Origin of the sequence: Burkholderia sp. LAS2 (assembly GCF_018417615.1) — a bacterium.
Lineage (GTDB): Bacteria > Pseudomonadota > Gammaproteobacteria > Burkholderiales > Burkholderiaceae > Burkholderia > Burkholderia sola.
This window is the reverse complement of the sequence record NZ_CP071052.1, coordinates 476,850-503,065: the sequence shown is the minus strand read 5'-3', so window position 1 is coordinate 503,065 and position 26,216 is coordinate 476,850. Positions and strand designations below refer to the sequence as shown.

Annotated in this window: 22 protein-coding genes, 1 tRNA gene, 3 rRNA genes and 2 pseudogenes; 14 read left to right on the top strand and 14 right to left on the bottom strand. The window is 59.6% G+C overall.

Going from position 1 to position 26,216, the window contains the following annotated elements; all coding sequences use genetic code 11:
- Positions 1 to 125 precede the first annotated feature (125 nt).
- Positions 126 to 1,139 (bottom strand): L-histidine N(alpha)-methyltransferase, encoded by a 1,014-nt coding sequence (gene egtD, locus JYG37_RS02355; protein WP_050015726.1) that lies wholly within the window; start codon positions 1,137 to 1,139, stop codon positions 126 to 128.
- Entirely contained in the window at positions 1,123 to 2,349 is a 1,227-nt protein-coding gene (egtB, locus tag JYG37_RS02350; RefSeq protein ID WP_209939495.1) for an ergothioneine biosynthesis protein EgtB, read from the bottom strand. Before egtB ends, egtD begins: the two co-directional genes overlap by 17 nt.
- 580 nt (positions 2,350 to 2,929) lie before the next feature.
- On the opposite strand from egtB, the gene JYG37_RS02345 reads away from it, so the two are divergent.
- Both JYG37_RS02345 and JYG37_RS02340 read left to right on the top strand, forming a co-directional pair.
- Positions 2,930 to 3,406 (top strand): carboxymuconolactone decarboxylase family protein, encoded by a 477-nt coding sequence (locus JYG37_RS02345; protein ID WP_124594471.1) that lies wholly within the window; start codon positions 2,930 to 2,932, stop codon positions 3,404 to 3,406.
- Complete coding sequence (locus JYG37_RS02340) at positions 3,406 to 4,287, top strand: sigma-70 family RNA polymerase sigma factor (protein WP_213345856.1); 882 nt, start codon at positions 3,406 to 3,408, stop codon at positions 4,285 to 4,287. The genes JYG37_RS02345 and JYG37_RS02340 overlap by 1 nt, the downstream gene beginning before the upstream one ends.
- A gap of 90 nt (positions 4,288 to 4,377) precedes the next feature.
- Here the strand turns inward: JYG37_RS02340 and JYG37_RS02335 are convergent, their stop codons facing one another.
- Positions 4,378 to 4,893 carry a DUF2628 domain-containing protein gene (locus JYG37_RS02335; protein WP_050015720.1) on the bottom strand — a complete coding sequence of 172 codons (516 nt, stop codon included), beginning with the start codon at positions 4,891 to 4,893 and terminating at the stop codon, positions 4,378 to 4,380.
- A 320-nt stretch (positions 4,894 to 5,213) separates the two neighbouring features.
- Positions 5,214 to 5,290 (bottom strand) — tRNA-Val (locus tag JYG37_RS02330).
- Positions 5,291 to 5,878: 588 nt separating this feature from the next.
- Between JYG37_RS02330 and JYG37_RS02325 the strand changes: the two genes are divergently transcribed.
- From JYG37_RS02325 to JYG37_RS02315, 3 genes are all read left to right on the top strand, one after another.
- Positions 5,879 to 6,139: a hypothetical protein gene (locus JYG37_RS02325; protein ID WP_124594483.1), complete on the top strand. Its 261-nt coding sequence runs from the start codon at positions 5,879 to 5,881 to the stop codon at positions 6,137 to 6,139.
- Between the two features lie 31 nt (positions 6,140 to 6,170).
- Entirely contained in the window at positions 6,171 to 6,491 is a 321-nt protein-coding gene (locus JYG37_RS02320) for a hypothetical protein (protein ID WP_124555720.1), read from the top strand.
- A 133-nt stretch (positions 6,492 to 6,624) separates the two neighbouring features.
- Entirely contained in the window at positions 6,625 to 6,942 is a 318-nt protein-coding gene (locus JYG37_RS02315; RefSeq protein ID WP_124555719.1) for a hypothetical protein, read from the top strand.
- Positions 6,943 to 7,433: 491 nt separating this feature from the next.
- Here JYG37_RS02315 and JYG37_RS02310 read toward each other — a convergent pair whose 3' ends face one another.
- Both JYG37_RS02310 and JYG37_RS02305 read right to left on the bottom strand, forming a co-directional pair.
- A complete protein-coding gene (locus JYG37_RS02310) occupies positions 7,434 to 8,192 on the bottom strand; it encodes an anti-sigma factor family protein (RefSeq protein ID WP_176016554.1) in 759 nt (252 codons plus the stop codon).
- Positions 8,189 to 8,710: a sigma-70 family RNA polymerase sigma factor gene (locus JYG37_RS02305; RefSeq protein WP_175931028.1), complete on the bottom strand. Its 522-nt coding sequence runs from the start codon at positions 8,708 to 8,710 to the stop codon at positions 8,189 to 8,191. Before JYG37_RS02305 ends, JYG37_RS02310 begins: the two co-directional genes overlap by 4 nt.
- A 158-nt stretch (positions 8,711 to 8,868) precedes the next feature.
- On the opposite strand from JYG37_RS02305, the gene JYG37_RS02300 reads away from it, so the two are divergent.
- The 5 genes from JYG37_RS02300 (at position 8,869) to rrf (ending at position 16,124) form a co-directional block, all read left to right on the top strand.
- Positions 8,869 to 9,954: a catalase family peroxidase gene (locus JYG37_RS02300; protein WP_027812172.1), complete on the top strand. Its 1,086-nt coding sequence runs from the start codon at positions 8,869 to 8,871 to the stop codon at positions 9,952 to 9,954.
- Positions 9,954 to 10,484, top strand: coding sequence for a cytochrome b (locus JYG37_RS02295; protein WP_185641133.1), 531 nt, complete (start codon positions 9,954 to 9,956; stop codon positions 10,482 to 10,484). Before JYG37_RS02300 ends, JYG37_RS02295 begins: the two co-directional genes overlap by 1 nt.
- 574 nt (positions 10,485 to 11,058) lie before the next feature.
- A 16S ribosomal RNA gene (locus JYG37_RS02290) occupies positions 11,059 to 12,591 on the top strand.
- A 410-nt stretch (positions 12,592 to 13,001) separates the two neighbouring features.
- Positions 13,002 to 15,882: ribosomal RNA gene (locus JYG37_RS02285) — 23S ribosomal RNA — on the top strand.
- 129 nt (positions 15,883 to 16,011) lie between these two features.
- Positions 16,012 to 16,124 (top strand): 5S ribosomal RNA (gene rrf, locus JYG37_RS02280).
- Together the 16S, 23S and 5S rRNA genes form the textbook arrangement of a ribosomal RNA operon.
- Before the next feature lie 226 nt (positions 16,125 to 16,350).
- On the opposite strand, the gene JYG37_RS02275 is transcribed toward rrf, so the two are convergent.
- On the bottom strand, positions 16,351 to 16,596 hold the full coding sequence (locus tag JYG37_RS02275) for a SymE family type I addiction module toxin (RefSeq protein WP_077189471.1): 246 nt from the start codon (positions 16,594 to 16,596) through the stop codon (positions 16,351 to 16,353).
- Positions 16,597 to 16,941: 345 nt separating this feature from the next.
- Here JYG37_RS02275 and JYG37_RS02270 point away from each other — a divergent pair, with 345 nt between their 5' ends.
- The 4 genes from JYG37_RS02270 to JYG37_RS02255 all read left to right on the top strand — a co-directional run bounded on the left by JYG37_RS02270 (position 16,942) and on the right by JYG37_RS02255 (position 19,491).
- Positions 16,942 to 18,027 carry a hypothetical protein gene (locus tag JYG37_RS02270; RefSeq protein WP_213345855.1) on the top strand — a complete coding sequence of 362 codons (1,086 nt, stop codon included), beginning with the start codon at positions 16,942 to 16,944 and terminating at the stop codon, positions 18,025 to 18,027.
- A 7-nt stretch (positions 18,028 to 18,034) separates the two neighbouring features.
- Positions 18,035 to 18,442 carry a hypothetical protein gene (locus tag JYG37_RS02265; protein ID WP_213345854.1) on the top strand — a complete coding sequence of 136 codons (408 nt, stop codon included), beginning with the start codon at positions 18,035 to 18,037 and terminating at the stop codon, positions 18,440 to 18,442.
- On the top strand, positions 18,435 to 19,100 hold the full coding sequence (locus JYG37_RS02260; protein WP_213345853.1) for a hypothetical protein: 666 nt from the start codon (positions 18,435 to 18,437) through the stop codon (positions 19,098 to 19,100). Before JYG37_RS02265 ends, JYG37_RS02260 begins: the two co-directional genes overlap by 8 nt.
- A gap of 100 nt (positions 19,101 to 19,200) precedes the next feature.
- Entirely contained in the window at positions 19,201 to 19,491 is a 291-nt protein-coding gene (locus JYG37_RS02255; RefSeq protein ID WP_213345852.1) for a hypothetical protein, read from the top strand.
- 111 nt (positions 19,492 to 19,602) lie between these two features.
- Here the strand turns inward: JYG37_RS02255 and JYG37_RS02250 are convergent, their stop codons facing one another.
- The 7 genes and pseudogenes from JYG37_RS02250 to JYG37_RS02220 form a co-directional block, all read right to left on the bottom strand.
- Positions 19,603 to 20,199, bottom strand: coding sequence for a plasmid pRiA4b ORF-3 family protein (locus tag JYG37_RS02250; RefSeq protein WP_060011521.1), 597 nt, complete (start codon positions 20,197 to 20,199; stop codon positions 19,603 to 19,605).
- A 38-nt stretch (positions 20,200 to 20,237) separates the two neighbouring features.
- On the bottom strand, positions 20,238 to 21,800 hold the full coding sequence (gene tnpC, locus JYG37_RS02245; protein WP_213345851.1) for an IS66 family transposase: 1,563 nt from the start codon (positions 21,798 to 21,800) through the stop codon (positions 20,238 to 20,240).
- Positions 21,801 to 21,829: 29 nt separating this feature from the next.
- Positions 21,830 to 22,135 (bottom strand): annotated as a pseudogene (gene tnpB, locus JYG37_RS02240) (IS66 family insertion sequence element accessory protein TnpB); the annotation flags it as partial.
- A gap of 78 nt (positions 22,136 to 22,213) precedes the next feature.
- On the bottom strand, positions 22,214 to 23,035 hold the full coding sequence (gene istB, locus JYG37_RS02235; protein ID WP_213345850.1) for an IS21-like element helper ATPase IstB: 822 nt from the start codon (positions 23,033 to 23,035) through the stop codon (positions 22,214 to 22,216).
- A pseudogene (istA, locus tag JYG37_RS02230) lies at positions 23,032 to 24,527 on the bottom strand (IS21 family transposase). The gene istB and the pseudogene istA overlap by 4 nt, the downstream one beginning before the upstream one ends.
- Before the next feature lie 198 nt (positions 24,528 to 24,725).
- Positions 24,726 to 25,121 (bottom strand): IS66-like element accessory protein TnpA, encoded by a 396-nt coding sequence (gene tnpA, locus JYG37_RS02225; RefSeq protein ID WP_006477754.1) that lies wholly within the window; start codon positions 25,119 to 25,121, stop codon positions 24,726 to 24,728.
- A gap of 195 nt (positions 25,122 to 25,316) precedes the next feature.
- Complete coding sequence (locus JYG37_RS02220; protein ID WP_213345849.1) at positions 25,317 to 26,141, bottom strand: HNH endonuclease; 825 nt, start codon at positions 26,139 to 26,141, stop codon at positions 25,317 to 25,319.
- Positions 26,142 to 26,216 lie beyond the last annotated feature (75 nt).

Genomic DNA, 26,216 nt, shown 5'->3' with positions numbered 1-26,216 from the left:
CGATGCACCGGGTCGGTAAAAAGGGAATTTTCAGCACGAAACCGGCGATCGGATCGAACCCGCCGGTGTGCACGGGGAGCGAACCGCCCTCACCCCGCGGCGCGGGCGGCTCGCAACGGCGCGCGTTACGCGCGGATATCGTCGACGCTGCGCAGCCAGTGCACGCTGAACAGGTTGTCCGCATCGGTCCACACGGTATCGGGTGCGAACCCGGCGCGGCGCGCGATCGCGTGGAAGCCGTCGATCGTGAACTTGTGCGAGTTCTCCGTGTGGATGCGCTCGCCGGCTTCGAAGCGGAACACGTGGCCGCGCACGTGCACGGTCTGCGCGACGTCGCTGACCAGATGCATCTCGATGCGCTGGCGCTCGCGGTCGTAGAACGCGCAATGCGAGAACGCGTCGACGTCGAAATCCGCGCCGAGCTCCGCGTTTGCGCGCACCAGCAGGTTCAGGTTGAACTGCGCGGTCACGCCCTGCGCGTCGTTGTACGCGTGATGCAGCGTGCGCTCGTCCTTCACGAGGTCGGCCCCCACCAGCAGGCCGCCGCCGCGCAGCAGCCGTGCGGCGTCACGCAGGAACGTGTCGGCCTCTTCCGGCGAGAAGTTGCCGATCGTCGAGCCGGGAAAGAAGCCGATGCGTCGCCGCGGCGTTTCGGTCAGCCCGGCCAGTTGCTCGGCCTTCGTGTAGTCGGCCGCGAGCGGCGCGACGTCGAGCCACGGATAGGCCGCACGCAGCCGCGCGGCCGCACCGTGCAGGTAATCGGCGGAGATGTCGACCGGCACGTAGCGCGCCGGCGCGTTCGCGTAGTTGTCCGCGAACGCGTCGAGCAGCACGCGGATCTTCTCGAGCGAACCCGCGCCGAATTCGACGATGTCCGCATGCGGGCCGACGCGCCGCACGATCTCGGCCGCGCGATCGCGCAGGATGCCGAGCTCGGTGCGCGTCGGGTAGTACTCCGGCAGTTCGCAGATGCGGTCGAACAGCGCGGAGCCGGCCGCATCGTAGAAGTATTTCGGCGGGATGCTGCGCGGCGTGCGCGACAGTCCGTCGATCAGGTCGCGCTCGAACGCGCTCGGCCGCGAATCGCGGGCGGGTTGCAGGCCACCGCTCGTGGCCGTCAGGTCAGACGTCTCGCGCAAGTCGCACCCCCGTGAATTGCCAGCGTGCCGCCGGCGGAAAGAAATTGCGGTACGTCGGCCGTTCGTGCCCGGGCGGCGTCGCGATGCTGCTGCCGCGCAGGACCTGCTGGCCGACCATGAACTTGCCGTTGTATTCGGCCGCGACCCCGGCGAGCGGCCGAAAGCCCGGATAGGGCTCGTAGGACGAACGCGTCCACTGCCAGACGTGCCCGAGCATTTGCCGGATCCCGTCGGCCGCGAACGCGGTTTCCCATTCGAATTCGGTCGGCAGCCGCGCGCCGGCCCATTCTGCATACGCGGCGGCCTCGTAGAAGCTCACGTGACACACTGGCGCGTCGGGCGCGAGCGGTTCGACGCCGTGCAGGCCGAAGGTGCGCCGCACGCGCGTGGCGGCCGCATCGTCGTCGTCCGGCATCCAGTACGCGGGCCCTTGCCACCCTTCCCGCTGCACCGTGGCCCAGCCGTCGGACAGCCAGAACTCGGGGCGCGTATAGCCGCCGTCGGCGACGAACGCCGCGAATTCCGCATTCGTCACCAGGCGGTTCGCGATCTCGTACGGCCGCACGAGTGCGGTGTGGCGCGGCCGTTCGTTGTCGAACGAGAACGTATCGCCGTCGTGCCCGATCTCGACGAGCCCGCCCGGCTGAGGCAGCCAGCGCAGCGGGCCGGCATCGCCCGCGGCGAGCGCGTGTTCCGCCTCGGCGCCGGTACGCGGCCGGAACGCCGGCTTCAACGGGTTGCACGAGAACGCATGCAGCATGTCGGTGACGATCAGTTCCTGATGCTGCTGCTCGTGATGCAGGCCGAGCACGAGCTCCGGCGCGATCGCGTCGAGCAGCGCCGCATCGGCGCCGGCCAGCGCGCGCAGCATCGCGTCGTCGACGTATTGCCGGTACGCATGCACGTCGTCCAGCGACGGACGCGTGAGCAGCCCGCGCTGCGGCCGCGGATGGCGCGGACCGAGCGCTTCGTAATAGGAATTGAAGAGGAACTGGAAGGCGTCGTCGAACGGCGCGTAGCCAGGCACGCGGCGCATCAGCACCACGGTTTCGAAGAACCAGGTCGTATGCGCGAGATGCCATTTCGTCGGACTCGCGTCGGGCATCGACTGCACGGCCTGGTCTTCGGGGGACAGCGTCGCGGTTAACGCGACGCTATGGGCGCGCACGTCCTGGTAACGGCGCTGAAGCTGTGATGCAAGAAGGCTCATCGGTTTACCGTTCACGTCGCGATTCGCTGCGTTGCGTTGCCGGAAAAAGGAAAGCCTTGCGCTGGGATGCGCGCGGCTGACGGGCGATTTGCTGCTGCGTCGTCGGGCAGCCGGCGCGCGCGCCGGGCCGCGAATGCGGCTTCACTTCATCTGCCCGTGCAGAACAGTATGGTCCAGAAATGTGAACGTCGCGAATCGGATTTCGGATGAAACGAAGACGAAAGAAAAATGAAAGCATACGTGAGGTGGGCGTCGCGCGTTTCAGGAACGGCCGATGCCTGTCGTGACGGGGTTCGGCCGACGGAGGCAACCCGCGTGCCCGCGGCTGCGCCCTACTGACGTCCGGTGACAACCGCTCGGCATGCGTGAAAGGTCGATGGCGCGCGTGCGCCCGAGGCGCGGCGTCAGGCAGCCGATTCGTCAGTCGATATCGCGACCTTCCGGGTGCCCGGCTCTACGGCTCCACCCTTTGCTTGCCGTCGCTTTCTTCTCCGGCCGCAAAAAATTTTTTGCATCGATGTCACACGCGCGGGTGCTCGCTCGTCATATCGGCGGAACCCACACGAAAGGAGAAGGAACCATGACTGCGAAACTCAATCCGTTTGCCGCCGCCCCCGCGTTGATGAAGAGCTGGATGACCGTGTCGGTCGCCGCTGCCGGGAGCCTCGAGCCGACGCTGATCGAGCTGGTCAAGATCCGCGCGTCGCAGATCAACGCATGCGCGAACTGCCTTAACATGCACACCGTCGAGGCGCGCGAGCAAGGCGAGACCGAGCAGCGCATCTACCTGCTGTCCGCGTGGCGCGAAGCGCCCTGCTACACCGACCGCGAGCGCGCGGCGCTCGGCTGGACCGAGGCGCTCACGCGGCTGTCGGAGGGCCACGCCGCGTACGAAGCCGCCTATGCGACGCTGAACGACCATTTCAGCGAGGAGGAACAGGTGAAACTCACGGTGATGATCAACGTGATCAACGGTTGGAACCGGCTCGCCGTCGGTTTCGGGCTATGGGTCGACCCGGCCGACGCGAAGGCCGCCGCCGCGAAAATGGTGGCCTGATGCCGAGCCTCGACCCGGTCGGCAGCCACGCCGACGAACGGGCCGACGCGGCGGCGAGCTTCGATCCGCTGCGTCGCACGCTGATCCGCGTCGCGTACCGAATGCTCGGTTCCGTCGCGGATGCCGAGGACATGGTGCAGGACGCGTTCATCCGCTGGATGGACGTCGACCGTACCGAGGTGCGCGTGCCCGAGGCGTTCCTGCGCCGCATGGTGATGCGCATGTGCCTCGACCAGCTGAAGTCCGCGCGGCACCAGCGCGAGACCTATATCGGCCCGTGGCTGCCCGAGCCGGTCGTCGAGGAAGACGAACCGGACGACGTCACGCTGCCGCTGCTGCTCGCGCTCGAACGGCTGTCGCCGCTCGAACGCGCGGCGTTCCTGCTGCACGACGTGTTCGGCCTCGAATTCGACGAAGTGGCCACGACGATCCAGCGCGACCCGGCCGCCTGCCGGCAGCTCGCCGCGCGAGCCCGCACGCACGTGCGCGAGGCGCGACCGCGTTTTCATGTCGAAAAGCAGCGCGGGATCGAACTGGCCGAAGCGTTCTTCGCGGCGTCACGCAGCGGCGACATGCGTACGCTCGGCGCGATGCTTGCCGAGGACGTGAGCCTGCATTCCGACGGCGGCGGCAAGCGCGCGGCGGCCGGCAAGCCGGTGTTCGGCTTCGAGCGGGTGATGCGGGTGCATGCATACCTGGCCGAGCTGTTCGCGACGCATGCGTCGAAGCTCGTGCGGGCCGGGTTCATCAACGGGCTGCCGGGTTTCGTCACGCTGGAAGCCGACGGCGAGCTGCAGACGACTGCGCTCGAGATCGACGACGGAAAGATCGTCTCGATTTATGTCGTGCGGAATCCTGACAAATTGAAGCATCTGCATTGAGCGCGGCGCGAGCATGCGCCGTATGCGATGTGCCCGCCGGCGCCGCCCTCTTCTTTTTGCCCTGCGTTTTCCAATCGCCGGCTATCGCGATCAGTACGTCGCGCCTCCGACGTTGCCGATCATGTACAACAGCACGCCGAGCAGCGGCGTCGCGACGGCGAAACCGGCCGCCGCCAGCCAGTTCGTGCCGCCTTGCGCCTCGAGCAGCGCGAGAAACGATTCGCGAGACGTCGCGTGCGGGCGCAGTTTTTCGATCTGGCGTTCGACGTATCGCTTGTAGAGGCTGTTCCCGCACCAGCCGAGCGAGACCGCGATCCCGATGGTGATCGGGTCGAGCGTGCTCGATTCGAAGTATGTCGGGAAGTACAGCAACTCGAGCAGCGTGATGCCGAGCGTGGCGGCAAGCACGGCGGCCGCCTGCCAGTACATGCATCGATACGCCATCCAGGCCGGGCCCAGGAAGCACGCGGCCCAGTTCCACGATTGCCGGCTCTTGCGCGAGTCGGCGATCGCCCATTTTCGTTCGTACCAGGCGGCCTTCTTGCCGACGTAAGCGGCGATTTCGTCGTTGCTTGCCGATGATGCGGCGGTCGTGGCCTCGGACATGATCGTGTGCTCTCAGTCGCGCGGATCGCGCGTCGTTGTTTTGATGTGGTGGAAGTCGGATGACGGGCGAAGCCGCCGCGTCGATGCGCACACGATTCTACGCGCCGTGCAGCGGCAGTTGTGTGGCGGATCGGATGGTTCGTGACGATGCGATGCCGGGCCGTGTATCGCGCAACGCATCGGGGCTTCATGCGTTGTTTTGCGTTGTTTCGGACCGGAAAAGAAAAACGCCACGCGAGGTTGCCGCGTGGCGTTTGTATGTTGGCGAGCCGCGTTGCCTGTAGGCAAGTTGTGCTGCCGGACCCCTTCATTTTGTTCGTTGGTAGGCTCGATTGGATTCGAACCAACGACCCCCACCATGTCAAGGTGGTGCTCTAACCAACTGAGCTACGAGCCTAAGAAGCCGCGAATTATAGAGAGGGTTTTGGGGCAGCACAAGCCCCTTCGTGAAAATTTTTTGAAAGGGCGTGTGTGGAGGCGGGCGATCGATGTGGCCTGCCGATGCGGGGACGCTGAGGCTTCATCTGTTCGCATCACAGCAAAACGCGTCGATGTGCTGTGGTGTTATCCACATTGCCCTCTGGATAACCGTCCGGGAAGTCTCTGGATTCACAGTGGAACGATTGAGGATATGTCGGCGCGGCTGTGAATCGACGAAAAGTTGTTCTGTGCTGCCGGACGCTGTTCACGTCGCGCACCCAGGGTTATGCATTTCGGTTCGCGTTGAAAATTCAGTGCGTTACGGAGGTTATCCACTGTGGGGCACAGAGCTTGTTAACTATCACTACGTATATATACGAACCCTGTTAACACCTTTGGATAAGCACAGTCCGTCGACTGTGCTCTGCCCGGATATGCACTGCGTGCAGCGAGCTGACAAACGAAACGGAACGCTGTGAAGCACGTCGATCGATGCGCGAGTCTTCATGTCTGTAGAATCGCCGGCATCCAGAATGCAAACGCCCGACGAACGGGTTCACAGCCAATGACCCATGCTTCGTCGACCCATCTCCAGGCGCTCGATATCGACACCGTCGTACGCCGGATGCAGCACCATCCGGGCGACATCGTGTTGGAGCGACGCGTGTCGATACCGGAAGCCGAGGTCCTGTGTTGCCGCTACAAAGGCGAGCGATTCAACGTGAAGTTCGATCTCGACTACGAGGTGTCTGTTGATCGTGTCGGCATGCTGTCCGGCGAGGACGTCGCGAAGATCGTTGGATGGCTCACGAAGGAGGCAAGGTGATCACAGCGGGCGACACTGGACGATGCGCGCGATGAAGGCGCCCGTCGACGAGATGCTGGTGACGGACATTGCCGGCCACATTGCGGTCGTCGTGACCGACATGGCGGCTGCGGTCGAGGGGCTGATCCGGTTGGGCTTCGCTCGCCAATCCGATCGGTGGGAACGCGCGATCGCAGACGATACCGATCGCCAGGCGCTCGTCGCCGCGCTTATCGATCTCGATGCGTTGTTTCCCGCAGGCCGCGACTGGAGCCCGCAGGCACTCGTCGAGTATTACCGGGAGATCGGCGTCGTTCGAAGCGGGTACCGTTCGGTTGCATGGCGCGGGCCGACGCAATTCGTCATCGGATGACGACGAACGACATGACGAAACCGAAGCAGGACCCGGGCGACACCCGTGCTTCAGGAACCATGACACGGGATGGAACATCCGCCTGCGCGGGCAATTGTTATCGGAAGACAGGCGGTGAAATTCGGAGAAGACGATGAGCACATCGAATTTCGGCACGATCGACCGGTGTTCGGTCACGCTCAACACCGCGACGCTGCTCGGCCTGAAAACTGCCTACGAAGACTTTGCCGCGACCGGGCAGGACCTGCGCAGCTTCGAGATCTGTATCACGGATAAAAGGGCATCCACGGTGGATCCCGGACCAGACGATGATGTCATCACCATCACGTTCGTGGCGAAGCTGATTCCGGGCATGCGCGGGCTGGGCAACGCAAACCGGCTCGGAAAGTCGATCCACTGCGTCATCGCGCCGGAAACCGGCGAGATTCTCGGGATAGTCGGGACGAAGTGACCGGAAGCGCGAGCGGCGGTGTGTGGATAACCGGCGCACGATCCAGTTGAAACCCTGTGCACCCGATCGGTGAGCATTCCGGTTTCGATGGTCCTGTCGGCCTGAATGCCCTACCTGACCAGGCTTTGCCGACAATGAAAGAAGGCAGCGAACAAATCGCGCGCGACGTCTGGAAGTCGAATGCCTTGTGGATATCGACGCCCAAAACAACCCGAAACGCTGTGCACGTCAAAGGTGAGCGAACCGACCGAAGGCGACCTGCGGGACCAGCAGAAAATATGTGGATATCCGGTTCCGCGGCGACTCGAAACCCTGTGATTTTAAAGGTGAGGGTGCCGGCGCGGTGTCGATGTGAATAACTGCCGAGGAAAGTCAGTCGAAACGCTGTGCATTCGAGCGGTGAGCATGCGCCCGTTCAAGCCCGCCAAGCCGCCCCACAAAAGGCGCTGACGGCCACGACCAACCGCCAGCCGGGCGCGCATCCTACCGCTTCAAGTCTGCTGATCGAGCGCCTGCACGACTGCCTTCTCGGCAAGACTCCCCGCCGGTCCGACCACCGCATAGTTGAGCCCATTCACCGATCCATACCGCGCGAGCAGCGCGCCATCCACGCGTTGCCCGTTCGGCAGCAGCCGATGTCCCGATTCCGCCGGCCGGAGATAGAAGCTCAGCGTCCGTCCCGCATCATCCTCATAGAGCACCATCGCAGCAGTCGCCCCGCTGTCCGTCGTGAACAACCGTCCACCGACCGGCCTGAACCCCGCCGCGCTCAAATCCGGCAGCTTCGCCGATGCGCCCACGCCTTTGGTGAGCCATCCCTGCAAATCGCCCGCACCGGTCGGCCGGTAATCGACCTTGGCCGTCCGATCGACCGCCATCATCTGGTAAGCCTTGACCGCATCGCTCATCGGCGCGATAGGCGGCGCCGCGTTCCACCCGCGAGCCTGCCAGCCGCCGAACGTCCCGAGCCCGACGCAGAATACGAACGAAGCCGCCATCGCGAACCGCATCCGGGAGCGCTCGGCCCGCCGGCCGCGAATCGCCGCCGGATCCAGCGCAGGGTTATCGGCCGGCATCCGCACGCTCTCCAGCGCGGCCCGCAACCGCTGCGCGTCCTGTTGCCATTGCTTCACCTGTTCCGCGCGCGCCGGATGCAGCGCGAGATAGCGCTCGACCGCGGCGCGCGCATCGTCGTCGAGTTGGCCGTCGACATAGGCCTGAAGGTCATGTTCGTTCGGAGGCGTGTTCATTTTTTCATCAACCGCAAGGAAGGAGCGGGAAGTTCACCGTCGCTGAGCTGGCGCAGCGCCTGGCGCGCGCGGGAGAGCCGCGACATCACGGTGCCGATCGGCACCTCGAGCAGGTCGGCGACTTCCTGATAGGTGAAGCCCTCGACCGCGACGAGCAGCAGCAGGCTGCGCTGCTCGTCCGAGAGCCGGCCGAACGCTTCGAGCGTCGCGCGCGCCGCGAATTCGCGTTCGGCGGACGGCCAGTGCGCTTCGTCGTCGTCGCCCATGCGGCCAAGCAGCCACGCGTAGCGCTTCGCGCTGCGTTTGCCGTCGAGAAACTGCCGGTACAGGATCGTGAAGAGCCAGCTGCGCAGCGACGCGTCGTCGCGACGGCTCGTCCAGCGCGACAACGCGCGCTCGAGCGTCGACTGGACGAGATCGTCGGCTGCATGGACGTCGCGCGCCAGCCAGAGCGCGAAGCGTCGCAGCCTGGGGATGAGTTCGCGCAATGCTTCGTCGTCGAGGGCGGTGGAGGGCATGGCTGGGCCGGTTGCCGAAAGGGTCGTGGATGCCGCGTATGACGCCTGTCGGCATCGGTTATTCCCTCCAGCATACGAAAAAATTCTTCGTGGAATAAAGCGGCGTGGGCGGCGTCCTACACGCGTTCGACAATGATCTGACGATCGGGAGTGCATTCATGAAGCAATCTTCTTCTTCGCCGCAGCGCGAGCCCGGGCGCGGATGGTGGCGCTGGGCCGTGATCGGCGGCGCGGTGGCCGGCGTGGCCGCGGCGTTCGGGTATGCCGGCGGATGGCTCGCGCCGGCGCGTCTGACCCCGCACCGGCTCGTCGACGCGCTGCAGACCAACAGCGGCATCCATCCCGGCTACCGGCGCAATCACGCGAAGGGCGTGTGCGTGACCGGCTATTTCGAAGGCAACGGCGCCGCGAGCGCGTATTCGGTCGCGCCGTTCTTCAAGGCGGTGCGCACGCCGGTTGTCGGGCGCTTCGCGTTGCCGGGCGGGAACCCTTATGCGCCGGACAGCAGCGTGCCGATCCGCAGCCTCGCGCTGAAGCTCACCGCGCCGGACGGCGAGCAATGGCGGACCGGGATGAACGCGATGCCGGTGTTTCCGGTGGCGACGCCGCAGGCGTTCTACGAGCAGACGCTCGCGACCCGGCCCGATCCGAAGACGGGCAAGCCCGATCCGGCGAAGGTGAAGGCGTTCTTCGGCGCGCACCCGGAAGCCGGCGCGTTCCTGCAATGGGTGAAGGGTGCGAAGCCGAGCGCGAGCTACGTCACCGAAAGCTATTACGGGCTGAACGCGTTCTACTTCGTCGATGCGGCCGGCAAGCGCCAGGCGGTGCGGTGGCGCGTCGTGCCGGAGCAGACGGCGGGCGCCGGTGACGTTGCGACGGCCGCGGATCCGAACGTGCTGCAACAGGACGTGACGCAGCGCATCGCGGCCGGCCCGCAGAAGTGGAAGCTGCTGGTCACGCTGGCGGAGCCCGGCGACCCGGTGGACGACGCGACGAAGATCTGGCCCGCGCAGCGCACGACGATCGATGCTGGCACGCTCGTGCTCGATCGCGTGGAGGCGCAGGACAGCGGCCCGTGCCGCGACGTGAACTACGACCCGACGGTGCTGCCGCAGGGAATCCAGGTGTCGGGCGATCCGTTGCTTGCGGCGCGTTCGGCCGCGTATGCGGATTCGTATCTGCGGCGCACGAGTGAAGAGGCCGGCGTGGCAGGCGTGGCGCGAGTGAGTGGGGAGGGACGGTGATGAAGACTTCGACGACGTTTAGTTTGCCGGCGCGGGTGCTGCACTGGGTGATGGCCGCGATGATCCTCGCGATGCTGTTCATCGGGGTGGGAATGGTGGCGTCGGTTTCCGGGCGGCACGAAATTCTGGTGGCGATTCACAAGCCGCTGGGCGCGGCCGTGCTGGTACTGGTGTGCGTGCGGATCGTGGTGCGGATGCTGTCGAAGCCGCCGGCGTTGCCCGACGATCTGCCGTGGTGGCAGAAGGTGGCCGCGCACGGGTCGCATCTCGTGCTGTATGCGCTGATGGTGGCGATGCCGCTGATCGGCTGGGCGATGCTGTCGGCGGGCGGGTATCCGGTGACGTTGGGCGGCGGTGTGCAGCTGCCGGCGCTGGTGTCGGCCGATCCGGTGACGTTCGCGTGGCTTCGGGTCGCGCATCGCGTGCTGGCCTATCTCTTCTTCCTGACGTTCCTCGCGCACTTTGCGGCGGCGCTGTATCACGGGCTGATTCGGCGGGACGGCGTGGTGAGGGCGATGGTCGGGCGGTAATCGACGGAAGGTTGCGTTCGATACGGCGGGGGCTGTTCAAGGGCGACCTGCGCCTGCCGTGTCGTCTTATATATGAGCACTGGGAAGTGCTCGGCGGTCCTCGCCATAGCACGTCAAAAATATTTCACAAAAGGGGTTGCGGAGACCGGGGCGGATGCATAGAATCACGCCTCTTTCGCGCTAACGGAAACGCAGCGCGGGGGAAGAAGAGGGAAGCGGTGCTGTTGAAGTCGGCTTTATCGATTCCAGTGCACGCGAAATTAAACCGCAGTCGTCGCAACGAAGTAGTTAAAAAAGTTGTTGACGAGTTTCAAAAAACGGTTGATAATCTCGCTTCTCTGCTGCTGAAAACGCGGCGCTGCCGAGAAACACAAAGTTCCTCGCAGAATGCTCTTTAAAAATTAACAGCCGATAAGTGTGGGCGCTTGATGGTAGCGAGCTGATCCTCGGATCAGATAGCGAAAGTATCAAGAGTCTCACACTAAAGTAAGTCAGGTTTATGAAGTGATTCATATTCCTGTCAGCTTTGAGTGAGCGACCGGTTCTTAACTGAACCGAAAACAGTAACAGGTTTGAACTGAAGAGTTTGATCCTGGCTCAGATTGAACGCTGGCGGCATGCCTTACACATGCAAGTCGAACGGCAGCACGGGTGCTTGCACCTGGTGGCGAGTGGCGAACGGGTGAGTAATACATCGGAACATGTCCTGTAGTGGGGGATAGCCCGGCGAAAGCCGGATTAATACCGCATACGATCTACGGATGAAAGCGGGGGACCTTCGGGCCTCGCGCTATAGGGTTGGCCGATGGCTGATTAGCTAGTTGGTGGGGTAAAGGCCTACCAAGGCGACGATCAGTAGCTGGTCTGAGAGGACGACCAGCCACACTGGGACTGAGACACGGCCCAGACTCCTACGGGAGGCAGCAGTGGGGAATTTTGGACAATGGGCGAAAGCCTGATCCAGCAATGCCGCGTGTGTGAAGAAGGCCTTCGGGTTGTAAAGCACTTTTGTCCGGAAAGAAATCCTTGGCTCTAATACAGTCGGGGGATGACGGTACCGGAAGAATAAGCACCGGCTAACTACGTGCCAGCAGCCGCGGTAATACGTAGGGTGCGAGCGTTAATCGGAATTACTGGGCGTAAAGCGTGCGCAGGCGGTTTGCTAAGACCGATGTGAAATCCCCGGGCTCAACCTGGGAACTGCATTGGTGACTGGCAGGCTAGAGTATGGCAGAGGGGGGTAGAATTCCACGTGTAGCAGTGAAATGCGTAGAGATGTGGAGGAATACCGATGGCGAAGGCAGCCCCCTGGGCCAATACTGACGCTCATGCACGAAAGCGTGGGGAGCAAACAGGATTAGATACCCTGGTAGTCCACGCCCTAAACGATGTCAACTAGTTGTTGGGGATTCATTTCCTTAGTAACGTAGCTAACGCGTGAAGTTGACCGCCTGGGGAGTACGGTCGCAAGATTAAAACTCAAAGGAATTGACGGGGACCCGCACAAGCGGTGGATGATGTGGATTAATTCGATGCAACGCGAAAAACCTTACCTACCCTTGACATGGTCGGAATCCTGCCGAGAGGTGGGAGTGCTCGAAAGAGAACCGGCGCACAGGTGCTGCATGGCTGTCGTCAGCTCGTGTCGTGAGATGTTGGGTTAAGTCCCGCAACGAGCGCAACCCTTGTCCTTAGTTGCTACGCAAGAGCACTCTAAGGAGACTGCCGGTGACAAACCGGAGGAAGGTGGGGATGACGTCAAGTCCTCATGGCCCTTATGGGTAGGGCTTCACACGTCATACAATGGTCGGAACAGAGGGTTGCCAACCCGCGAGGGGGAGCTAATCCCAGAAAACCGATCGTAGTCCGGATTGCACTCTGCAACTCGAGTGCATGAAGCTGGAATCGCTAGTAATCGCGGATCAGCATGCCGCGGTGAATACGTTCCCGGGTCTTGTACACACCGCCCGTCACACCATGGGAGTGGGTTTTACCAGAAGTGGCTAGTCTAACCGCAAGGAGGACGGTCACCACGGTAGGATTCATGACTGGGGTGAAGTCGTAACAAGGTAGCCGTATCGGAAGGTGCGGCTGGATCACCTCCTTTCCAGAGCTTCTCGCACAAGTTGAGCGCTCACGCTTATCGGCTGTTGATAAAGACAGAAAGACTGTCTGTTAGCGGTTTTAACCGGTTATAATGCCGGCCGCTTTAGATAATCCTCAATGACAAACATTCGAATGAAATTTGGTTCGAGTTTTTCTCATTGGCGATTGAGCCAGTCAGAGTGATACGTAGTATGTATCGGCTGTCGTTCTTTAACAATCTGGAAGAAGTAAGTAATTTGGATAGCGGAAGCGTCTCGAGATGGACGTGGAAGTTATCCGGGTTGTGATTGTATCGATGTATCTCAAGATGATTCGAACTTCATTGTTCGGCTCGATTTTGGAATACGGCACAACGCGAGAACTCAACCTGTAGCGACTGTCGCGTCGAAAGATGAGACAGACTCGTTATAGGGTCAAGCGAACAAGTGCATGTGGTGGATGCCTTGGCGATCACAGGCGATGAAGGACGCGGTAGCCTGCGAAAAGCTACGGGGAGCTGGCAAACGAGCTTTGATCCGTAGATGTCCGAATGGGGAAACCCGGCCCTTTTGGGTCATCCTGGACTGAATACATAGGTCCAGTGAAGCGAACGCGGTGAACTGAAACATCTAAGTAACCGCAGGAAAAGAAATCAACCGAGATTCCCAAAGTAGTGGCGAGCGAAATGGGATGAGCCTTGCACTCTTTATTTGTATTGTTAGCCGAACGCTCTGGAAAGTGCGGCCATAGCAGGTGATAGCCCTGTAGGCGAAAACAGTATGAAAGAACTAGGTGTGCGACAAGTAGGGCGGGACACGTGAAATCCTGTCTGAAGATGGGGGGACCATCCTCCAAGGCTAAATACTCGTGATCGACCGATAGTGAACCAGTACCGTGAGGGAAAGGCGAAAAGAACCCCGGGAGGGGAGTGAAATAGATCCTGAAACCGCATGCATACAAACAGTCGGAGCCTCGCAAGGGGTGACGGCGTACCTTTTGTATAATGGGTCAGCGACTTACGTTCAGTAGCAAGCTTAACCGTATAGGGCAGGCGTAGCGAAAGCGAGTCCGAATAGGGCGTTCAGTTGCTGGGCGTAGACCCGAAACCAGGTGATCTATCCATGGCCAGGATGAAGGTGCGGTAACACGTACTGGAGGTCCGAACCCACTAACGTTGAAAAGTTAGGGGATGAGCTGTGGATAGGGGTGAAAGGCTAAACAAACCTGGAAATAGCTGGTTCTCTCCGAAAACTATTTAGGTAGTGCCTCGTGTCTCACCTTCGGGGGTAGAGCACTGTCATGGTTGGGGGGTCTATTGCAGATTACCCCGCCATAGCAAACTCCGAATACCGAAGAGTGCAATCACGGGAGACAGACATCGGGTGCTAACGTCCGGTGTCAAGAGGGAAACAACCCAGACCGCCAGCTAAGGTCCCCAAATATAGCTAAGTGGGAAACGAAGTGGGAAGGCTAAAACAGTCAGGAGGTTGGCTTAGAAGCAGCCACCCTTTAAAGAAAGCGTAATAGCTCACTGATCGAGTCGTCCTGCGCGGAAGATGTAACGGGGCTAAGCTATATACCGAAGCTGCGGATGCGAGCTTGCTCGCATGGTAGGAGAGCGTTCCGTAAGCCTGCGAAGGTGCCTTGTAAAGGGTGCTGGAGGTATCGGAAGTGCGAATGCTGACATGAGTAGCGATAAAGGGGGTGAAAGGCCCCCTCGCCGTAAGCCCAAGGTTTCCTACGCAACGTTCATCGGCGTAGGGTGAGTCGGCCCCTAAGGCGAGGCAGAAATGCGTAGCTGATGGGAAGCAGGTCAATATTCCTGCACCATTGTTAGATGCGATGGGGGGACGGATCGCGGAAGGTTGTCCGGGTGTTGGAAGTCCCGGTCGCTGCATTGGAGAAGGCGCTTAGGCAAATCCGGGCGCGCAATTCAAGGGTGTGGCGCGAGCTCCTTAGGGAGCGAAGCAATTGGAAGTGGTTCCAAGAAAAGCCTCTAAGCTTCAGTCTAACGATGACCGTACCGCAAACCGACACAGGTGGGCGAGATGAGTATTCTAAGGCGCTTGAGAGAACTCGGGAGAAGGAACTCGGCAAATTGGTACCGTAACTTCGGGATAAGGTACGCCCTTGTAGCTTGACTGGCCTGCGCCAGGAGGGTGAAGGGGTTGCAATAAACTGGTGGCTGCGACTGTTTAATAAAAACACAGCACTCTGCAAACACGAAAGTGGACGTATAGGGTGTGACGCCTGCCCGGTGCCGGAAGATTAAATGATGGGGTGCAAGCTCTTGATTGAAGTCCCGGTAAACGGCGGCCGTAACTATAACGGTCCTAAGGTAGCGAAATTCCTTGTCGGGTAAGTTCCGACCTGCACGAATGGCGTAACGATGGCCACACTGTCTCCTCCCGAGACTCAGCGAAGTTGAAGTGTTTGTGATGATGCAATCTACCCGCGGCTAGACGGAAAGACCCCATGAACCTTTACTGTAGCTTTGCATTGGACTTTGAACCGATCTGTGTAGGATAGGTGGGAGGCTATGAAACCGGAACGCTAGTTTCGGTGGAGCCGTCCTTGAAATACCACCCTGGTTTGTTTGAGGTTCTAACCTTGGCCCGTGATCCGGGTCGGGGACAGTGCATGGTAGGCAGTTTGACTGGGGCGGTCTCCTCCCAAAGCGTAACGGAGGAGTACGAAGGTACGCTAGGTACGGTCGGAAATCGTGCTGATAGTGCAATGGCATAAGCGTGCTTAACTGCGAGACCGACAAGTCGAGCAGGTGCGAAAGCAGGTCATAGTGATCCGGTGGTTCTGTATGGAAGGGCCATCGCTCAACGGATAAAAGGTACTCTGGGGATAACAGGCTGATACCGCCCAAGAGTTCATATCGACGGCGGTGTTTGGCACCTCGATGTCGGCTCATCTCATCCTGGGGCTGTAGCCGGTCCCAAGGGTATGGCTGTTCGCCATTTAAAGAGGTACGTGAGCTGGGTTTAAAACGTCGTGAGACAGTTTGGTCCCTATCTGCCGTGGGCGTTGGATATTTGAAGGGGGCTGCTCCTAGTACGAGAGGACCGGAGTGGACGAACCTCTGGTGTACCGGTTGTCACGCCAGTGGCATCGCCGGGTAGCTATGTTCGGAAGAGATAACCGCTGAAAGCATCTAAGCGGGAAACTCGCCTTAAGATGAGATATCCCTGGAGGCTAGACCTCCTTGAAGGGTCGTTCGAGACCAGGACGTTGATAGGTCAGGTGTGTAAGCGCAGTAATGCGTTCAGCTAACTGATACTAATTGCCCGTAAGGCTTGATCCTATAACAAGTCTGTTTCGCGCTACAGAGCGCGTCGGACAAGTTGGATTCTCGTGTGTGATACACACAACTCAAAATTACTGCTTCTTCCAAGATTGGTCGCGCTGCGAAGCAACGCGACAACCCCCTTTGCCTGATGACCATAGCGAGTCGGTCCCACCCCTTCCCATCCCGAACAGGACCGTGAAACGACTCTACGCCGATGATAGTGCGGATTCCCGTGTGAAAGTAGGTAATCGTCAGGCTCCCTAAGCCAAGAACCCCCGCCCGACAAGGCGGGGGTTTTTGCATTGGCGCGATGGAAATGTGTACGGTGCGCAGCACGTCCTGAAAGGCTATGCGGCAGCGATCGGCCCGCTGCAGTTTCAGAACAATTGTCGCTTGTCACAGTTACTAACGGTATGGAGCATCGGGTACCGAGCTATCCAGACGGATAGTGACTTGCGTCGCCCACCATCGACAATGCGTCGATCACATCGGCGTGATGATGAGCCGCTTGTCCTCGACAGTAATCCGAACACGTTCTCCAGCCTCGAATCCCGCGTCCTCAAGCCATACTCCAGCCAATTTGATCCACGGGAAGTACGTCGTGTTCAGTTTCCGGTGCGCTCTGATGGCACGGAGGACCCGAGACAAGGAATGATGGCGCGCTGACTCTTGAACAGTGACGAAGCGTTCCGTTACGACGGGGCGTGACTTATGATTGGCGTTAGCCATTTCCGACTCCTTTGGCGAGTTGGTTGTGGTCAGCGGGTCGTATGGGTGGCAGCCCATGCGGCCCGCGCTTTTTGCGGTGACGCCATTTGAGTCTACCTAACTGGGCATCTCGAAATATGGAAAATTCAAGAGATGGCCAAACGGCATAGCTTCTCGAGTTTTTGCCGCTGGAAATTACGGCGCAGGCGTTGCCGACATTGACGTTGACTAGTGGCGCCGGACGTTTTGTCGCCACTGACTAGTGCTTGCTCCCATGGTGGTGCGTCATCGCCTAGGTCATACGGTATATACTCATCAGCCAATTGCGTTTGACTAATAGAAAAAGTAACCGCTGAGACCAATTCGATGAGCGCTACCGAGACCGAAGTTAAGAGACTTGTTGCCGATCTGCGTCGAGTGACAAAATGGGGGCGGATGGGAATCTTCGCCGCTGCAAATGGACTTCCGGTCACGAGGACGTGGGATCCGTTTTTGGAGCGGTTGCTAGAGGACAATACGTCTGAGGCTGCTCTCCGAAAGGTAGCTGACAAGCTGACAAGTTTCTACGTCGCGCAGCTATCGGCTGGTGACCGTATCGTGATGTTCTTTCGGCCTAGTGTCGATTTTGGGGCTCGGCTTTACAATCTCGCTAAGAAGGCCGTTGCACCTGTCAGCGTTGTCTCGGAACACTTTCCCTCGTTGATTCCGGAGAGCAAGGCGAAGAAGGATGTGCCTGGTGTTCCGACGTTCGCGGGTACGCGGAAGTATGGAGACGGGCGGATCGCATTGTTCTTCTTGTCCGGTCGGTACGTGGAGGAGCGGGACAAGTACAAGCGCGAGGACGTCGCGCAGGTAGTGCGAGATGCCTTCAATGACTACGACGAGTTCATCGCGATCAAGCTTAGGTTCAAGCAGTGCGTGGACAGTATCATTGTGTCGCCTGACGCGTCGGTGGAGATTCGACTCGATTTGCCGACGCTTACGAACATGGACTATGCGGAGATCTGTGCAACCAGTTTGTTGCAGCACTTCCACGCTCACTTTTCTGGACCGAAAGGCGAGCCCATCCTTGGCGAGCGCGTGAATCTATTCAAGGCGATCGACAAAATTTACCGTACGAAAGATTTGGGTAGAGTCAGCGAGCTTGGATTCGAGACGCCGACTGACTCGGTGAAGATCGAGAAGATGCGGGACAGGTCGTCTGACCTTCGTGAGGAGCTGTATCATAAAGCTGGCAAAGCGGGGTTGGGTAACCTCGCAAAAATCGTCCCATATCGTCTGGCCGTGCGCTTTCCAGGTAGCGTCAACGGCGCGACGGTGGAGCTTGTTCTTCCGGGATCGTTTCGCGAGCTGGCAAAGCCGTCGCAACGATTGGAGCTAGGAGCAGTTAGCGGGGGTATCTCTGAGGACGACTTTGATCAGGTCGTTCGAGTTCTCCTTCAGCATGTTTGATTTGCACATGAACCGACACGAGGCAATCACACGCGTCCACTCCGTTTGGGATGAAACCCCCGCGGGGGCGCTTTGCTTGGCCGTGTTGGAGCTCATATCATCGGGTGTATTGAAGCGGCTGACGTTTGGTCAGCTCCATGGTCTGGCCGAACAAACTAAGGCTGACGAGGTTGATGTTGCACGGGCAATCCAATATTTAACAGGGCACGATCTTCATCTTTTAGACATGGAGTTTGAGTTTATCGATGATGAGGATGATGTTTATTATTTCGATCCCGAGGATTTAAATATAGCGAGACGTGATGGTGATCTCCACCACCCCGAAACTGGGGAGGCTATCGATAATTACGAAGAGCGGATTTTCATAACATTCGTTCCGTCCACATTGGCAAAGGAAATTGTTGCTGATGAGTGAGATCGGATTTGTTCTTCCTGATGGCGATGGTGGACACCGCGTCAGCTACAAAGCGTTTGAGGCGATGCTCCGATTGGCGGCAGGCGGAAATCGTGCGTTGCCGCGCGCGGGTACTGAAACGTATGAAGAGTTCATAGCAATCTTATATGAAGATTTCGACGAAATTCTCGGTGATCTGGAGAAGCGAAAGAAATATTTCTCTGAGTCAAGCGAAGATCAAATATCCGATGCCATAATTAGTGACCTACGTAGATTTGGGTACGCTGCACATCATGACAAAGACAGCAATGGACATGTCGACATAACTGTTGAGTGTAAGCATAAGCCTGCCTTCATCTGGCTTGGCGAGGCGAAAATCGATAGAGGTCCCGCCAATTCATACGGCGGACTTTTGCAGCTGACTACTAGGTATAGCTCTGCGTCAAAGAATTCCGATCATGGAGGCATGCTCATTTATGTGCTCGACTATGACAATGCTGCTGGGCGTTTGACGCAATGGGCCGAGTATCTGACCAACGATCATTCGATCGTTTGCGATATGAATGATGGTGGACGGCCCGGTCTCGCATTCAGAACCGCCGAGATACACAAGGGAACTGGCCTACCGTATAGGATTCGACATATGGTGCTCCATCTGCGTCACGCACCGGAAAAGTGACTTGGTGTAATACAGGTCTTTCTGGCGTAGTGTCGTTGGGGAAAGAATGCTCCGGGACCTTTCGAGTCGATGTAAAGTACTAGATCAATACGGGGGAAATATGGCTGAGAGACTTTACAAGGTGTATGTACAGACACTGGATCATCCGCATGTACTGGAAATGATCGTATCGGCTGATAGTAAAGAGGCGGCGGAGGATAAGGCGCTTGGTCACATCAAAGAAGCCAATCCAACGAAAGGCCGATCCTTAGAAGAGTCCCAAAAAAATTCCGTGGTGCTCTCGGTGAAGAAGGCGGGGAAGAGTGGTTGTATTGTGACTAATAAGATACCTGTTCTTGCTTTTAAGGATGTACAAAAGGCATTGAAGAAGAAGGCTGAGGGGAAATCGTAATTGTTTGGAAGTAGGCTGCGCGCAGGATATGGGGCAAACTCGATGAGCGCCCCATTTTTTGAGAGTCGGTGGGATGTTCGTAAGCGCGTCACCAGCACCGTCGTGACGGAGTTATCGATTACCCCATCGATTGGTCGCGAGTCGCATCAACGCGGCGTTGGCAGCACGCAAATCGAATAGCTCCGGGTCGAATCCTGGGCCGACCCATTGACGATAGTTATCCGCTTCTTCGCTGTCAGGACTGTCGCGCAACGTGGTCAGGAACGTTTCATACCCTGGCGCACCGCCGACGTCTTCCGGTGGGCAAGCGCGAGCACCATCGATCACCCTGGACTCGCCCCACGACTCGTCTGCAATCGTCTCAACGCTCTCGACCACGATCTGGTGATCCCAGCCGTCTCCGAAGTCATAGCGGTAGAGAATGCGCGAGTCAGGTCGCAGGACTTTGTTCAGTTTGGTTTTCCGGTCGTCGAATGTCTTCGATCGATCCATGAACTCTAGTGCCGCATCGACATCGAACATGGCGTAGGTTTTGCCGTCGATCAGGAAGTCGTGCATGTGTGTGCTTTCCCATCCGAAGGCTGCTTGCAGAATGTGGTGTAACTTGCGCAGCGAGTCGGGTCCTTCGACTGTGATCCGGCGCCAGATAGGCGGTTGGATATACAGTAATTGCACGTGCAAGGTATAGCGCTGGAACGACTTGGCCATCTGATCTCCGAGGTCTGGGCATCAGTGGCATTATCCCTTCACGGCGTGGGAGGGGTCACCGTCCAGGGGAGCAGTTCGTCGATTCGGTTGATCGGGTGAGCGGCGATGCGCGCCAGGACATGACGCAGGTACGCCTCGGGATCGATACCATTGAGCTTGGCCGTGCCGATCAGGCTGTAAATCGCGGCCGCACGTTCGCCGCCGGAATCCGCGCCGGCGAACAGGTAGTTTCGTCGGCCCAGGGCAACGCCGCGCAGTGCCCGTTCGACCGGCAGATTGTCGATTTCCAATTGTCCGTCGTCACAGTAGCGAGTCAATGCTTCCCACCGGTTCAGGACATAGAGGATGGCCTGACTCGTGTCCGATTTGCGCGAGAGTGTTGCCAGCGCGGCGTTTAGCCACACATGGAACTGTTCGAGTAATGGTTTGGCGTTCGTCTGCCGGTGCGCTTGCCGCTCGTCTGGCGGTTTGCCCCGGATCGCTTCTTCGACCTCGTAGAGCGCGCCGATGCGTTCCAGCGCTTCCTTGTTCAGCGCGTTGGGCCGCGCCGCGTACAGATCGTAGAACTTGCGCCGGGCATGCGCCCAGCAAGCCGCCTCAAGTACCTTGCCGGTCTCGTAGATCTTCTGATAGCCGCCATAGGCATCAGCCTGCAGCGTCCCCTTGAACTTGGCCAGATGCTGTTGCGGATGCTCGCCTTTGCGATCAGGGGTGTAGGCGAACCAGACTGCCGGTGGCGCCTTGTCGCCCGAGTATCGGTCATCGCGCACATAGACCCACAGCCGCCCGGTTTTCGTCTTGCCATTGCCCGGCGCGAGCACCGGAACTGGCGTATCGTCGGCGTGCAGCTTCGTGGCTGCCATTACATGCAAGCGCAGCGCATCGACCAGCGGTTGCAGTAGCTTGGCACTGTGCCCCACCCATTTCGCCAGCAACGAGCGATCCAGTTCCACGCCTTCTCGGGCGTAGATCGCCGACTGGCGGTACAACGGCAGGTGATCGTTGAACTTCGCCACGAGCACATGCGCAAGTAGTCCCGGGCCGGCCTGACCCCGTTCGATGGGGCGGCTTGGCGCTGCCGCCTGTGCGATCTGATCGCAACAGGTGCAGGCCAGTTTCGGTCGAACATGGCGAATCACGCGGAAGCTGGCCGCCACGTATTCCAGTTGCTCGGACACGTCTTCGCCGAGCGGCGTCATCGCGCCACCGCACGCCTTGCAGGTTTCGTCGGACTCCGGCAGGTACGTTCGTATGTCGCGCGGCAGATACTCCGGCAGCGGCTTGCGTTGTATCTGTTCCGGTACCGTGCGCGGTGCCTTGGGAATCTCGATGGGCGCAGCGCCTTCGTCGGCTTCGAGATCTTCCAGTTTCAGTTCGAGCTGCTCGATCTGGCGATCCAGTTTCTCGGAGCTGCGCCCGAATGCCATACGGCGCAGCTTCGCGATCAACAGCTTCAGGTGCTCGATCTCGGCCTTGCCCGTGGCCACCACGGCTTCGTGTGATTGGACCAGATCTTCCAGATGACCGATGCGCGCATCGCGCTCAAGCAACAAGGCTTTGAGCGCTTCGATGTCATCCGGATAGGCGTTGGCCGTGGTCATGCCCGCAGTTTACGCGGGCGCCGGTAGGTTTACAACGCCGAACTCGGCTCGGTCGTACGCACCGGCTGCCGCCAGTCGATGCCTTCGAGCAGCATCGATAACTGGGCCTGGCTCAGGCAGACCACGCCGCCATCGGCGCGCGGCCAGATGAAGCGCCCACGCTCCAGGCGTTTCATCAGCAGACACATGCCGTCGCCGCTCCACCACAGCACTTTGACCAGATCGCCCCGCCGGCCACGAAACACGAACACGTGCCCGCTGAACGGGTCTCGCTCCAGCACGGTCTGGACCTTAGCCGCCAGGGTGTTGAACCCGCAGCGCATGTCGGTCACGCCTGCAGCTAGATAGCGTCAAGCAGCTTGGCCGGTTTACCGACAACCATCTTGGCCGGTCGACCGGGTGATTGTCGGTGGTTATTCGGCCATGTTTGTCGCTCCTTCCTGATGATTGTCGCTGGATGATTGTCGGCGCCGGCTGGTCTGTTTGTCGCTGGCCGTGCGGCGGCGGTAGCTTTCGACGTTCATCTCGAAGATCGTCGAGTGATGGACGAGCCGGTCGATTGCGGCGACGGTCATGCCGGGATCCGGAAACACGTCGTTCCAGCCCGAGAACGGCTGGTTGGCCGTAATCAGAAGGCTGCGGCGCTCGTATCTTTCGGCGATCAGTTCGAACAGCACGCTGGTTTCGGCCTGATCCTTGCGGGCGTACGACAGGTCGTCCAGGATGATCAGGTCGAAGCGATCGAGTTTGGCGAGCGCTGACGGCAATTGCAGGCTCTGACGCGCAGCCTGCAGTTTCTGCACGAACTCACTGGTCCGCGTGGCCAGCACGCGGTAACCGGCGTCGATCAGCGCGTGTCCGATGGCTGCCGCAAGGTGACTCTTGCCGACCCCGGGCGGGCCGAACAGGAGCACGGTGGCGCCCTTCTCGAGCCACGAATCGCCGGTAGCCAGTGCCATCACGTGGGCTTTGGAGACCATCGGCACCATGCCGAAGTCGAAGGTGGCCAGTGTCTTGGTCGGATCCAGATGGGACTCGGTGCGGTGTCGTTCGATGCGCCGCTTGGCGCGCTCGGCGAGTTCGTGCTCAAGCAGTGCACCGAGCAGTCGTGTGGCCTGCCAGCCTTCCTTGTCGGAGCGTTGGGCAAACTCGGGCCACAGGCGAGCGATGGTCGGCAGGCGCAATTCATTGAGCATCAGGGCCAGACGGCCGGCATCGTAAGCGGGCGTATTCATGCTGCCACCTGCTTGCCCAGCAGCGCGTCATAGCAGCTTGCAGGCGGAATCTCGACATTGACCACCGGGCAGTCGACCTGGCGCGGCGCAAATTCCTCGCGCAACGCCTTGAGATCCGGCAACCTGCCGTCCACCAGCAATGCGTTGAGGCGTGCGGCCAGCACGGCTTCGACGCCATCGAGTGCGGCAAGCTCAAGCAGACCGACCATCGTCTTGCACGCGTCGCGCTGCGTCAGCCGTGCCTCAAGCTGTTCCCACGTCCGGCGATAGGCCTCACGCGGAAACAGCTCGTCGCGAAACGCGAGTCCCTTGAAGGCCTGCGGCTTGCGCTTGAGGCCCTCGATGAAGTGCCGGTAATCGAGGGCGCGGCGGTTGTCGCCGGCACGCGAGCCGCGTGGGGTGCTGTGCACCAGCGCGCCGGACAGATAGCAGTCGAGCCGGTCGCCGTAGACCCGCACCTTCAGGCGGTGGCCGATCAGTCGCGACGGCGCGCTGTAGAGGATGCCGCGCACGGTGAAGGTGCTGCAGCGTGTGACACGTGCTTCCTCCTCAACGAAGTCGGTCGTGCGCCGCAGCGGTAGATCGATGAGCTGCTCGCGCTCCAGGCGGAACGCCGCCGCGTTGCGCCGGTTGCGGCGCATGACGATCTCGCGCAGAAACTCGTCGTAAGCCGCGCGATCGGCGAAGTCCCGTGCCCGCGCAACATCAACGCCTGATCGACGGCCTCCTTCAGATAGCGATGCGACGACTCCACGCTGCCGTTCTCGTGGCCCTGACCGCGATTGTTGCGCGTGCCGACCATGCCGTAATGCTCGAGCAGCGCGGCGTAGCGCACCGTGAAGTCCTCTTCATCCTGCAGATTCTTGAACGCCGCCGACAGACTGTCGGTGCGGTGTTCACGCGGGCAACCGCCGGCTTGCCAAAGCGCGTTCTGCAGGCCCGTGGACAGCGCTTCGAAACTCTCGCCGCCTTCGACGACATTGGCGTATTCCCAGTGCGAGAAGGCCAGCACGAAGTGGTACAGCCGATGAGCGAATGGCGCGCTGGCGATGGTCACGCGCAGTTCAGCCATGTCGGTGAAGTCCGACAGGCCACGCACGCCGGGCTCATGCTGCTGCGGGAAGAAGACTTCCTTCGGCGGGCCGGACATTGCCCGCCAGTGCCTGACGCGCCGCTCGAGCGTGCGGCGTGTGCTGTCGGGATACTGATCGGGATGATCGTCCTGCAGCTTGCGCAGGATCGTGATCGCCTGCAGTTGCGGTGCGTTCATGAGCATCGGAACGACTTCGGTGTCCCAGACGTCGGCGAACGGATCGGGGCGCGAGCGCCAGTAGCGACGTGGCTTCTGGGACGGCAGCGAGGCTTCTCGTTCTATGCGCCGGGCACTGCGCACGCTGATGCCGGCCTTGGCGGCGGCGATCTCCTGAGAGTGTTGTTTGCGTTTGGACATGTAGAGGCGAACCTGTTGGTCGGTAATGCGGGTTCCGGACATGCGGCTGATCGCTTCTTCTTGATTTGATCAGCCATCGTAGAACCCGGCCGACTCGGCGCCGCCGGGGGGGAGAAGTCTCCGGCGGCTACGCCGCCTCCGACTTCTCCCCACCGGCCAAAACCTCTGTCGCTATACCGGCCAAAATGATTGTCGCCGCGCATGCAGCCAACCAGACGCGAGTTCGACTCGGCAAACCGATCACGCTGCCATCCCCGGCATGCCGCGCAACATGTGCAGCACCAGCGTCAACGTACTCTCGTTCGGAGCGCCTTCGATGCGGACATGGGCGTTGCCTACGTTGATCTCAATCGCGCCGGTCGGTATCGTCGTCGGCGGCGACACCGGCACCAGCGGCGTAGTCTCGGCAAGCGGCGTCTCCACTTTCACCGGTAGCAGTCCAGCCGAATCGTATTCGCCGGCCCGCAACGAACGGCGCCATTTGAACACCAGATTCGCATTCAGGCCGTGCTCCATTGCCAGGCGCGCGACCGACACGCCGGGCTCGCATGCCAGCCTGGCCATCTCGCGCCGGAATTCGAGCGGGTGATTCGGGATGCCTTTGCGGCCAATCCTCTTTGGTGCTTCTGTTGTCAAAGTAGTCCCCGCTACTTGAAGTGGTGGGGACTACTTTGGCAATTTCTGGTCAGGCCGTCGAGACGGTGCTGGAGACTCGCTTACGGATGTTCTGTGGTGATGCGCAGCTTAAGGAGCCTAACGAGGTCCGATGTGCTGGGGCGCGGGAAATATATACCTCAAACTGACGTGTTGTGCTCGATACACTGAGAGCGTTCAGGGGGGGGAGGACTGGTGGCAGTGTGGATCAGCTGACAAAATGGCCTTAATTTGAGAATAAGCAAGCCCTTCTTTTTTCATATAAATGTGCACCGCTCTGTGGCAGTTCGGGCAGAGAAGGGCAAAATCGGACGTGCTTACTTTCGATGTTGATGCATACGTTGAGATGGGAATTTTGTGGTGAGCTTCTATATACTTAACGCCGTATTTAGATTCGAAGTCCGTACGGCATATGTCGCAAACCCACGGCTCAGATGATTTTAGGGTTTCTACAACTCCTTTATTTCTTTCGGCAAGCAAGTGGGTTACATACTTCCGTTCGCCCTCCGAATATTTGAATTCACCGGGATTATCGTTAATTTCCACTGAAGGGTTTCCGCGCTGAAGAATGACAAATTTCTCTTGGAGATCGGAGACGTGGAATGATCCTTCGAAGCACCAATTATTCGTATTTTCTGTAAATAAAAATATCGGATAAAGATGCTCTGGTTGCTGGATTAAAACAGTATTGGCTTTTTCTGTAGGGTTGATGCTGCCATTTTTTGCCTTAAAGGAATAATGGTACACCGTCTTGTCTTCGGTAGACCATCCATCATCAACGTATGAGCCAGGCCGTGTTTTGATAATTATTGCGCGAATTGATGGTGGTCGTCCAATCCAATTTATTCCCTGCTGGGGTGTATTTCCCACAACAAATTCGGGGCCCGACCAATAATCAGATCCCTCGACTTTCGACCGCTGTATAAGATCGAAGAGATTTCTCTTCGAAATGAGCTGGCCGGTTGAAAGGGAAAAGATATCCTGCACTTTTTTCAGTTGCATGTGCCGTCCATTTTAGCGTTACGCGCTTCTAGCATTGTAATGTAGTCCGCGAATGACTGAGGCGTCACACGTCAC

Coding starts and splice junctions, on each gene's coding strand:
- JYG37_RS02220 (WP_213345849.1), bottom strand. CDS start 26,141: ATGCAACTGAAAAAAGTGCAGGATATCTTTTCCCTTTCAACCGGCCAG.
- JYG37_RS02255 (WP_213345852.1), top strand. CDS start 19,201: ATGGCTGAGAGACTTTACAAGGTGTATGTACAGACACTGGATCATCCG.
- istB (WP_213345850.1), bottom strand. CDS start 23,035: ATGAATACGCCCGCTTACGATGCCGGCCGTCTGGCCCTGATGCTCAAT.
- JYG37_RS02310 (WP_176016554.1), bottom strand. CDS start 8,192: ATGAACACGCCTCCGAACGAACATGACCTTCAGGCCTATGTCGACGGC.
- JYG37_RS02250 (WP_060011521.1), bottom strand. CDS start 20,199: ATGGCCAAGTCGTTCCAGCGCTATACCTTGCACGTGCAATTACTGTAT.
- JYG37_RS02295 (WP_185641133.1), top strand. CDS start 9,954: ATGAAGACTTCGACGACGTTTAGTTTGCCGGCGCGGGTGCTGCACTGG.
- JYG37_RS02305 (WP_175931028.1), bottom strand. CDS start 8,710: ATGCCCTCCACCGCCCTCGACGACGAAGCATTGCGCGAACTCATCCCC.
- JYG37_RS02320 (WP_124555720.1), top strand. CDS start 6,171: ATGAAGGCGCCCGTCGACGAGATGCTGGTGACGGACATTGCCGGCCAC.
- JYG37_RS02300 (WP_027812172.1), top strand. CDS start 8,869: ATGAAGCAATCTTCTTCTTCGCCGCAGCGCGAGCCCGGGCGCGGATGG.
- egtB (WP_209939495.1), bottom strand. CDS start 2,349: ATGAGCCTTCTTGCATCACAGCTTCAGCGCCGTTACCAGGACGTGCGC.
- JYG37_RS02265 (WP_213345854.1), top strand. CDS start 18,035: ATGAACCGACACGAGGCAATCACACGCGTCCACTCCGTTTGGGATGAA.
- JYG37_RS02345 (WP_124594471.1), top strand. CDS start 2,930: ATGACTGCGAAACTCAATCCGTTTGCCGCCGCCCCCGCGTTGATGAAG.
- JYG37_RS02335 (WP_050015720.1), bottom strand. CDS start 4,893: ATGTCCGAGGCCACGACCGCCGCATCATCGGCAAGCAACGACGAAATC.
- JYG37_RS02340 (WP_213345856.1), top strand. CDS start 3,406: ATGCCGAGCCTCGACCCGGTCGGCAGCCACGCCGACGAACGGGCCGAC.
- tnpC (WP_213345851.1), bottom strand. CDS start 21,800: ATGACCACGGCCAACGCCTATCCGGATGACATCGAAGCGCTCAAAGCC.
- JYG37_RS02315 (WP_124555719.1), top strand. CDS start 6,625: ATGAGCACATCGAATTTCGGCACGATCGACCGGTGTTCGGTCACGCTC.
- JYG37_RS02270 (WP_213345855.1), top strand. CDS start 16,942: ATGAGCGCTACCGAGACCGAAGTTAAGAGACTTGTTGCCGATCTGCGT.
- JYG37_RS02260 (WP_213345853.1), top strand. CDS start 18,435: ATGAGTGAGATCGGATTTGTTCTTCCTGATGGCGATGGTGGACACCGC.
- JYG37_RS02275 (WP_077189471.1), bottom strand. CDS start 16,596: ATGGCTAACGCCAATCATAAGTCACGCCCCGTCGTAACGGAACGCTTC.
- JYG37_RS02325 (WP_124594483.1), top strand. CDS start 5,879: ATGACCCATGCTTCGTCGACCCATCTCCAGGCGCTCGATATCGACACC.